This is a genomic window from Methylobacterium sp. J-088 (assembly GCF_022829295.1).
In the GTDB taxonomy this organism is placed as follows: Bacteria; Pseudomonadota; Alphaproteobacteria; order Rhizobiales; family Beijerinckiaceae; genus Methylobacterium.
In genome coordinates, this window is sequence record NZ_JAKSYH010000121.1 from 84,801 (window position 1) to 92,600 (window position 7,800).

At 68.6% G+C, this 7,800-nt stretch carries 10 protein-coding genes and 1 pseudogene; 6 read left to right on the top strand and 5 right to left on the bottom strand.

Annotation, left to right across the window (positions count from 1 at the left end; all coding sequences use genetic code 11):
• Positions 1-287 precede the first annotated feature (287 nt).
• The gene (gene gpmI / locus MKK63_RS13270; RefSeq protein ID WP_244002431.1) at positions 288-1,793 is read right to left on the bottom strand and encodes a 2,3-bisphosphoglycerate-independent phosphoglycerate mutase; all 1,506 of its coding nucleotides are present in this window, start codon (positions 1,791-1,793) and stop codon (positions 288-290) included.
• Positions 1,794-2,297: 504 nt separating this feature from the next.
• Here gpmI and MKK63_RS13275 point away from each other — a divergent pair.
• Both MKK63_RS13275 and MKK63_RS13280 read left to right on the top strand, forming a co-directional pair.
• The gene (locus MKK63_RS13275; RefSeq protein ID WP_244002409.1) at positions 2,298-2,615 is read left to right on the top strand and encodes a hypothetical protein; all 318 of its coding nucleotides are present in this window, start codon (positions 2,298-2,300) and stop codon (positions 2,613-2,615) included.
• 160 nt (positions 2,616-2,775) lie between these two features.
• On the top strand, positions 2,776-3,081 hold the full coding sequence (locus tag MKK63_RS13280; RefSeq protein WP_244002411.1) for a hypothetical protein: 306 nt from the start codon (positions 2,776-2,778) through the stop codon (positions 3,079-3,081).
• Positions 3,082-3,445: 364 nt separating this feature from the next.
• Here MKK63_RS13280 and MKK63_RS13285 read toward each other — a convergent pair whose 3' ends face one another.
• The gene (locus tag MKK63_RS13285; RefSeq protein WP_244002412.1) at positions 3,446-3,604 is read right to left on the bottom strand and encodes a hypothetical protein; all 159 of its coding nucleotides are present in this window, start codon (positions 3,602-3,604) and stop codon (positions 3,446-3,448) included.
• Between the two features lie 252 nt (positions 3,605-3,856).
• Between MKK63_RS13285 and MKK63_RS13290 the strand changes: the two genes are divergently transcribed.
• On the top strand, positions 3,857-4,108 hold the full coding sequence (locus MKK63_RS13290) for a hypothetical protein (RefSeq protein WP_244002414.1): 252 nt from the start codon (positions 3,857-3,859) through the stop codon (positions 4,106-4,108).
• 174 nt (positions 4,109-4,282) lie between these two features.
• On the opposite strand, the gene MKK63_RS13295 is transcribed toward MKK63_RS13290, so the two are convergent.
• Positions 4,283-4,444: a YqaE/Pmp3 family membrane protein gene (locus tag MKK63_RS13295; protein WP_243922072.1), complete on the bottom strand. Its 162-nt coding sequence runs from the start codon at positions 4,442-4,444 to the stop codon at positions 4,283-4,285.
• 250 nt (positions 4,445-4,694) lie between these two features.
• Between MKK63_RS13295 and MKK63_RS13300 the strand changes: the two genes are divergently transcribed.
• Positions 4,695-5,171 (top strand): hypothetical protein, encoded by a 477-nt coding sequence (locus MKK63_RS13300; RefSeq protein ID WP_244002416.1) that lies wholly within the window; start codon positions 4,695-4,697, stop codon positions 5,169-5,171.
• A gap of 113 nt (positions 5,172-5,284) precedes the next feature.
• The gene (locus MKK63_RS13305; RefSeq protein WP_244002419.1) at positions 5,285-6,004 is read left to right on the top strand and encodes a hypothetical protein; all 720 of its coding nucleotides are present in this window, start codon (positions 5,285-5,287) and stop codon (positions 6,002-6,004) included.
• A 37-nt stretch (positions 6,005-6,041) separates the two neighbouring features.
• Here MKK63_RS13305 and MKK63_RS13310 read toward each other — a convergent pair whose 3' ends face one another.
• The gene (locus tag MKK63_RS13310; protein ID WP_244002421.1) at positions 6,042-6,596 is read right to left on the bottom strand and encodes a PAS domain-containing protein; all 555 of its coding nucleotides are present in this window, start codon (positions 6,594-6,596) and stop codon (positions 6,042-6,044) included.
• Positions 6,593-6,790 (bottom strand): hypothetical protein, encoded by a 198-nt coding sequence (locus MKK63_RS13315; RefSeq protein ID WP_244002423.1) that lies wholly within the window; start codon positions 6,788-6,790, stop codon positions 6,593-6,595. The genes MKK63_RS13310 and MKK63_RS13315 overlap by 4 nt, the downstream gene beginning before the upstream one ends.
• Before the next feature lie 743 nt (positions 6,791-7,533).
• Here MKK63_RS13315 and MKK63_RS13320 point away from each other — a divergent pair.
• Positions 7,534-7,800: pseudogene (locus MKK63_RS13320) on the top strand (hypothetical protein); the annotation flags it as partial.

Consider the following 7,800-nt stretch of genomic DNA (forward strand, 5'->3'; position numbering starts at 1 on the left):
CCTCAACCGCCCCCTCACCCTCGGCTGCCGCCTCGCTTCCTGCCCCGACAAGGGGGCAGGAAGCCTTCTCCCCGCAAGCGGGGCGAGGGGGAGAGCTGCGTCCAGCATCGGCGCGTCGGGCAAAGTGGAAATCCGCAAACCCACCGAGAGAGACGGCAGCACGTATGGATCGTGCCCAGGCGCGGGCCACCCCCACCCCGCTCTGGCACGATCCGGTCCCGCAACGGGACGTATGGCGGGCAACTGAGGCATGACGGCCCGACCGGTGCAGCCGCCATGCCGGTCCATCAACCGGCCCGGCGGATCAGGGACCTGCCGGTCATCTCGGCCGGCTGGTCGAGGCCCATCAGGTCGAGGAGCGTCGGCGCCACGTCGGCGAGCCGGCCATCGGCCAGCGACACCCCGTCGACGCCAACCAAAGTCACCGGGACCGGGTTGAGCGTGTGGGCGGTATGCGGCTCGCCGGTCTCCGGGTCGCGCATTGTCTCGCAATTCCCATGGTCGGCGGTGACCAGCAGCGCCCCACCCTGCGCGGTCACCGCCTCGACCACGCGGCCGAGGCAGGCATCGACGGTCTCCACCGCCGTCACGGCGGCGGCGAGGCTGCCGGTATGGCCGACCATGTCGGGGTTGGCGAAGTTCAGGATGATGAGGTCGTAGCGCCCGGAGCCGATCGCCGCGACGGCGCGGTCGGTGAGGTCCGGCGCCGACATCTCCGGCTGCAGATCGTAGGTCGCGACCTTCGGCGAGGGCACGAGGATCGCATCCTGGCCCTCGAACGGCGCCTCGCGGCCGCCATTCATGAAGTAGGTGACGTGCGGGTACTTCTCGGTCTCGGCCATGCGCAGCTGCGCGCGCCCGGCCCGGGCCACGGTCTCGCCGAGCCCGTTCGGCAGGTCGAGGGCACCGAACAGCGCGTCGGCGAAGGCGTCGAGCTCGACGCTGTACTGGACGATGCCCAGGGCGGTGGCGAAGCGGATTGTCCGGGACCGGGGAAAACCGGAGAAGTCCGGGTCGAGGAGCGCGTCGAGGATCTGCCGGGTCCGGTCGGCGCGGAAGTTGAAGCTCAGCAGTCCGTCGCCGTCCCGCATGCCGGCATAGTCGCCGATGATGGCAGGCTTCATGAACTCGTCCGAGATATCCTGCGCGTAGGCGGCGGCCACCGCCTGCCCGGCCCGGGGGAAGCGGGTGCCGCGCCCCTCGATCAGGGCGTCGTAGGCGATCGTGAGCCGCTCCCAGCGCCGGTCGCGGTCCATCGCGAAATAGCGGCCGCACAGGGTAGCGATGCGTGCGCCCTGCGGCAGCGCCTTCTCGACGGCGGCGACGCAGGTGGCGGCGGAGCGGGGCGGCATGTCGCGCCCATCGGTGAAGCCGTGGAGCCGGACCGGGATGCCGGCCTCGACCAGCACGCGCGCCAGCGCCACCGCGTGGTCCTGGTGCGCGTGGACGCCGCCCGGCGACAGCAGCCCCATCAGGTGGCAGGTGCCGCCCGTGGCGCGCAGGGCCTCGATGAACCGGGTCAGGGCAGGATTGCGGGCCAGCGACCCGTCCGCGATGGCCGTGTCGATCCGCGGCAGATCCTGCAGGACCACCCGGCCCGCGCCGATATTGAGGTGACCGACCTCGGAATTGCCCATCTGTCCCTCGGGGAGCCCGACATCCGCACCGAAGGTCCGCAGCCGTGCCTGGGGGCGCTCCCGGATCAGCCCGTCGAACACCGGCGTCTGGGCCTGGTGGACGGCGTTGTCGGCAATCTCGTCCCGGAGGCCCCAGCCGTCGAGGATCACGAGCATCACGGGGCGCGGGGTGCTGTCGGGCACGGTCACAACTCTCCTGGGTTTCCGGCGCTCGGCCGGATCCTACGGGCCGGGCGAGGCCGTCCCCTTTGCGGGTGTCGATAATCGGCTTGGCCGCGCGAGACCACAGCCGAGGGGCCCGATCCGGCCACGACTCCATGAAAGCGTCGGGATTCTGACAGGCTCGATTACGCAGACGCGCGTGCGCCGCCCGACCCGCCGCCGGATGGAATTACCGGCCCGGCGCAACCGAACCACCCCGAGAAGGCTGCGGCGGGACGATCTTCGGGGATCACCGCGGATTGCAACTCCCCGGCAGGAGCCCGTGACAGGTCCGGCATGGATCCGTGGTTTCCGGTGGGGGAAAACCTGACGGAATCAAAGCCCGATCCGCCGGTCCAAGATGTCTCAGGGAAAACCGCATGCGGAACAACTTGGCCGATTGCAACGCCTTCGCGTTCTGTTAGCCTGCTCGGATGTAATCGACAGGGATCATCCACCGTGGCCTCGACCGAGATCGTGAGTTCCGAGACGAGCGCGGATCTGGCACTCGACATGGTCGGTCGCGCTTACTTGGCCCTGGCGCTTCTCTACGAAACCGCCCACCCGGGCGAGTTCGTCGATGTTCAGCGGAAGATCCGTGCGTTCGTCGAGGACAATTTCCGCATCGCCGAGGAATCGAGCCGGAGCGGAACCCTCGCTGCCGGAACCGTCGAGAATGCCACTCACCTTGTGAACAGCGTGCTGGCCGAGGCGGAGAACAAGATCGCGACGATGATTCGGCCTTCCCGACGCGGGCGCAATCAGATGATGACTTGATTTCATCAGCCAACATCTACCTGTGTTGCAGTCGAGCCATAAGCCGCCGTTAAATGTTCCCGCACCCCGAAGCGCTGCAATAACAATAGCTTAGAATATCGACAGTCTTAAAGGGGCATGTTAACTGTCGATTGGACAGCAATAAAACTCAAAGCGCGACATGGACAGCGATGATTGGGAGCAGGCCGCGAGCCGGTCGGATGTCGCGCTGGAGATCTTGGTTCGGGCCTACCACGCTCTGGCAGTCGTCTACGAGCTGTCCAACCCCGGCGCCTATGCGACGCTTCACGGCCAGATGATGCCGTATCTGTGCGACGGGCGCGGCCTTCGGGCACGGGACTGCGCAGGATCTCATCACACGGCCGAACTCGTGACCTCCGCCCTGGAACAGGTCCGCTGCGCGCTGGACGATGTCGGGTCCGACGTGGCGGCCGTCCGAAGCCGCCCGGACGAAGTCCTCGGCTAGAGCGGCGTTCAATTTCGGGGCAATCGAACCCGGCTCGCCATCTCTGTTTCTGTCCAGGTCTTTGTGCCGGCACACCCTGTGGGGTCGGCTAGAGCGGTGCCCGATCGCGTTGCACTCGAGCCCCACGCGAAGCCTTTGTTCTTGCGCGCTCTCTTGCGCCGAACCGGTGTCCACTTCGGCGGAGAGCGACCAAGTGCTCACTCGCATGCACTTCGTTCATGCGAGTGAGCACCAGACCTTTAGTTTTGCATCAATTTTCCGGACTCGGCTGACGCCTCCGTCTGGATCGATGCACTAGGGGCCATGCCGGCGCGGAACGCCCTGATCCCTCCTCGGGTCAGGACGTGCGGTCGGCGTCCGGTCGCTATCGGAACAGTGGCAGCCCGGCGCCGATGATGACGAGGCCGAGCATGATCAGGCCGCCGCCGGCGCCTTCGAAAGTTGTCTGCCGGACCGAGCGTTGCGGCGCCATGCCGGCCAGTGTCACGCCCGAGAGCAAGCAGATCGCACTGAGCAGGGCCATGGCGTCGAAGGCTCCGGCGCCCGATGGACGCTCACGACAACATCGAGCCGACGAGCATGCGGACGGACCGTTAAAAATCCCTTTGCGGATCGGTCGCGGACCGTCCCCGCCGACGGGCGATTCTCGGCCCTGGCGCCCGCGGATATCGACCCGAACCGAAGCCCCCGATCGTCACGCGATCCTGGGCGCGGGTTAACGCTCCATTAACCACGTCCCCGTTCCCTGGCCTGCGCAGTTCAGGTGGATGAACCCATGGCCGACATCGATCTTCGTACCGCCTTCGCCCAATTGTGTGCCGACATGCCTGCGGGCGATACGGACGAGGCCGCCTACGAAGAGACGCTCAGGATCGCGGTTCAGCGCCTCGGCCGCCGGACCGGCGGTCATCGCGTCGATCTCACGACGCGTCCCTTGTCGAACATCGGATCGACGGAGCCGGACTGCCCCTTCCTGATCTCGGTCGCGGCCCTGCCGATCGGCCGTCCGCACCACAGCCCCCACTGAATCAGGCCGTCCGCGACGGCACCGTGACGCCTTCGACAGGGTCGGACCGGAGCGCGCGGCCAGGCTTCCCGGCCTTGACGGTGCACCGGGCGGTCGGAGCCGTGCACCCCGCACGGCTCCGCATCTTCGGTTCGCCGCGATACCGAGGCGGTGCATGCCTCGGCGGAGCGCCTGTCAGGCCGTCTCCCGCCGCGTGACGACGAGTGCCCAGATCGTGGCCGGGATCCAGCCGATGATCGTCACGTGTAGGATGATGCAGAGAATGCCCTGAAGCACCTTCCCGCGCAGGAACATGGCAAGCCACGGCGCGAGGAAGCAGATGATGATCATGATCATGGGTCGAAACGCTCCTTTGTCAGCGACATAGGCGCCCGGCTCACGTCCGGTAGCCCCTCCCGTTCAGCCGCCGGTGGGTACGGCGCCGGAGGATCTTCCGGCATCAGCGCGCCAGCGGGCCCCTGGCATGCCTGTCTGCGAGACCTGCGGCCTGCGGATCGGACCGCCACGCGCCGTGATGTCCGCGGAGACAGCCGCGACGGCGTACCTCGGCAGGAACCATAAGATCGGGCCGGCCGTTGCTGGCGCCATGACCCATCACGTTGCCCTTGTCGGTTCGGTCCTTGCCGGCGTGGCGCTCTGGGCAGCGGTCTATGTCGCGCTCCTGCCGACGCGCCGGTCCGATCCAGCCGAGCCCCGTACCGTCAGCGTGATCACGCGCGTATCGTCCGCAGAATCCGCCGCCGATCGCGATGACCTGTCGCCCGGTCCGCGGCGTTGGGCCGATCTGCCCAGCGAGACGGCCAAGCGACCGAGCGCCCAGCCGGTCGATACCGATGTGCCGTCCGCGACCAGTCTTCCGGATGTCGGCGCCCAGCAGGCGGATCTGCCGACACGCCAGCGCGGCCGCGCGCGGATCCGAGCGGCCGCCCCTCGCGACCTCCCCCTCGCACGGCACCTCACCCGGCCACACGCCTCCCGATCCGCCCGCGCGTTCGCGCGGCCGCGCTTCCGGCGGGTCCGGGAGCCGATCCAGTTCAGCCTGGCCACGCGATCGTCCTCTTGACCCCCGACCGAAGGTTTTGGGCGGCCACGCAGCGTGGAACCATATCGCGCGCTGCGCCGTAACAGCCCCGCAGCGTTCCTGCGACCTCTGTGCAACCGGTAAAGCGAGGGTGGATGCGTCGTCTCGTACGCGCGATCATGGCCATCAGTCTGATCGCGGGCGATGCCGCTCAGGCCGCGTCCCTGACCGAGATGCCCAGCGAGACACCGGTCGGGAGCCGGCCGGTGGTGAGCGACCAAGCCCGGCTCAGGGACCTTGTCGACCGGGATGCCCAGACGTGGCGGCGCATCTCCGCCTCCATCTGCCGGGGATGCGGTGCGCCGCCACCGGCGCTGGACATCGTCCGGTCCAACCCGTTGCCCGTGCGGGCGCCGCGGGAGGCAGTCGCGGCGGCCCCCGTCCCGGAGGCCGGGCCTGCGCGCCCCACCCTGCGGCCGGTCTCACTCCGCAGCGCCGACGTGCCGACGCATGACGGGGCCCGCGGGCGTGGCGTGCGCTCGGACCCCGTCCCTGTACGCTTGACCGCCCGGGCGCGGCGCTACGCCCGGACCGCGCGCTTGCGCATCCTGCGCCATCACAGACGCCTGGCGCTCCTCCGGGCCCAGCGGAGACACGATGCCCGGCTGGCGGCCGAGAGACGCGAGGCCGCCGCGCATCGGTTGAAGCGCACGGGTCCGGAAGCTGGCTTCCTCAGGCTGGCGGAGAACCAGTCCGGCGGCGACCGTCGCCGGGTGCCGCTGCCGCCTCAACGACCCGATACGCTGTGTGCCGATGACCGCGCGCTGGCCACGGCCCGGATACGGCCGGTTTCGACCTGTACCATCACGCCGTAACGATCCGGGATACGCCGCCCCGGCTCGGTCCGTCGCGTCAGTGAAACGCGGCCTGGGCCGGCCCCTCCAGCTCGGCGCGCGCGAGTTCGATCCCGACCTCGTGCAGCAGCCGCTCGATGAGGGGGCGCAGACGCCCCACGGATGCGGGCTCGACGAGGGTGTGGGCCATGAGGAGGTGATCCGCCATGGCCTCCAGCATGGAACTCGGCGGTGTCGCCGGATGCACCGGAGGCGGCACGAAACTCCCGAGCGAACCGTAGGCCCGCATCTCCGCGGCGGGATCTTCAGCCATCGGTGTGATCGATCCGAGGAAGCCCAGGAACGTCCGGTTCGGCGGGCCGAAGGACGGTACCGCCCCGGCGGCGACCCACATGGCCCGGCCATCGTGTGCCAGCATCCGGTAGCGCAGGTTGAAGGCGCGCTGTGCCTGAATGGCGGACTCGACGGTTGTGCGGGCGATGTCGCGATCCTCCGGATGCACGACCCGAGCCCAGCCGAACCCCACGGCGTCCTCCAGGGACTGGCTGGTCAAGTCGGTCCATTCCGGGCTGATGAAGGTCGCCCGTCCCTGTGCATTCGTCACGAAGATCATGGGCGGATCACGCCGGAGCGCTCCGACGCCACCCCGCGCGCGAAGGCCAGGATCCTCCGGCGGTCCGCGTGGTCGGTCAGACTCTGCCAGATCCGCAACAGCTCACCCTGATCGGCGAAGTCGGATCCCGATGCGCCGTCCTTGCGGAACATGGCCTCCGGCCGGCCCAGCGCTTCGGCGATGCGTCTGATCATGCGCTCACGCGGCGGCGGACAGGGGGCGATCCGTTCAGGCGCACTCTCCGGCAAGGGACGCCCCTCCACGATCCATGGCGCATGCGATCCGACCCGGACGCACCACCCAAAGGTGTATTGAACCGCTGGCCCGACTTCAATGTAGAAGGATATACAATTCATAATCGACATACCGCGACGAAGACGCGTCATCGCCAGCGTGGCCGCGCCACCGGCTCATCCACCGCGGCGTCTCGGATGCGTCGCACCAGTGCAGGCGGGAACCTGTGCAGGCGGGGCTTGCATGGCGAGGTTCAAGATCGGCAGCGGTCGCCCGCACGACGCCAGCTTCCCCGGATTCGCGCGTGATCCGGCCCAGGGATGAAGGCCCGGAATGCTCGTCCTGCGAGCCTCGCCTTGGCCAGGCGCACCGGCCGTCGACGCGGCCGACCGACGACACTCCGACGGCGACGCTGCCCCCGCTGGTGCCCGATCCAGAGAGTTCTGGTGTTCGATGAAATCTCCGGACGATACGGTCGAACACGACGCGGGCCACATCAAGTAGCGTCGATGCCGACCCGCACCCCGACCCTGTCAGCGTCGCCGGCAGCGTTCCGGTTGAACACCACGGGCGTCAGTCGCGGTGCCCCGCGCGAACAGGTTCAAGTTGAGAGATGTAGAAAGTGGCGCCCCCGAAAGGATTCGAACCTCTGATACCAGCTCTCGTTGAGTGGGACTCACGGGGTAGCCTTGGCGGCTGAAGGGTGATTCTGTCTTCGGGTTTGGAGCCCGAGGAGATGGCATGGCTGCACCGGTGCCACTGCGATCGGACTTCGACGCGGAGGGCCTGCGCGCCGTGGCCAATTGCGCGCGCGATCCCGCCCATCCGCGGCGCCTGCTGGCTGTGTCGGCGATCTACGCGGGCGGCTCACGCTCGGCCGCCGCCGCTCTCGGCGGGGTCGGGCTCCAGACGGTGCGCGACTGGGTCGTGGCGTCTCGGTGTCCGGTCTGCCCCGCCCTCGGCAAAGGGG

What these genes read in the sequence shown, in the direction of transcription:
- MKK63_RS13305 (WP_244002419.1), top strand. Translation starts at nt 5,285, where the DNA reads ATGCGTCGTCTCGTACGCGCGATCATGGCCATCAGTCTGATCGCGGGC.
- gpmI (WP_244002431.1), bottom strand. Translation starts at nt 1,793, where the DNA reads ATGCTCGTGATCCTCGACGGCTGGGGCCTCCGGGACGAGATTGCCGAC.
- MKK63_RS13290 (WP_244002414.1), top strand. Translation starts at nt 3,857, where the DNA reads ATGGCCGACATCGATCTTCGTACCGCCTTCGCCCAATTGTGTGCCGAC.
- MKK63_RS13300 (WP_244002416.1), top strand. Translation starts at nt 4,695, where the DNA reads ATGACCCATCACGTTGCCCTTGTCGGTTCGGTCCTTGCCGGCGTGGCG.
- MKK63_RS13280 (WP_244002411.1), top strand. Translation starts at nt 2,776, where the DNA reads ATGGACAGCGATGATTGGGAGCAGGCCGCGAGCCGGTCGGATGTCGCG.
- MKK63_RS13295 (WP_243922072.1), bottom strand. Translation starts at nt 4,444, where the DNA reads ATGATCATGATCATCATCTGCTTCCTCGCGCCGTGGCTTGCCATGTTC.
- MKK63_RS13310 (WP_244002421.1), bottom strand. Translation starts at nt 6,596, where the DNA reads ATGATCTTCGTGACGAATGCACAGGGACGGGCGACCTTCATCAGCCCG.
- MKK63_RS13285 (WP_244002412.1), bottom strand. Translation starts at nt 3,604, where the DNA reads ATGGCCCTGCTCAGTGCGATCTGCTTGCTCTCGGGCGTGACACTGGCC.
- MKK63_RS13315 (WP_244002423.1), bottom strand. Translation starts at nt 6,790, where the DNA reads ATGATCAGACGCATCGCCGAAGCGCTGGGCCGGCCGGAGGCCATGTTC.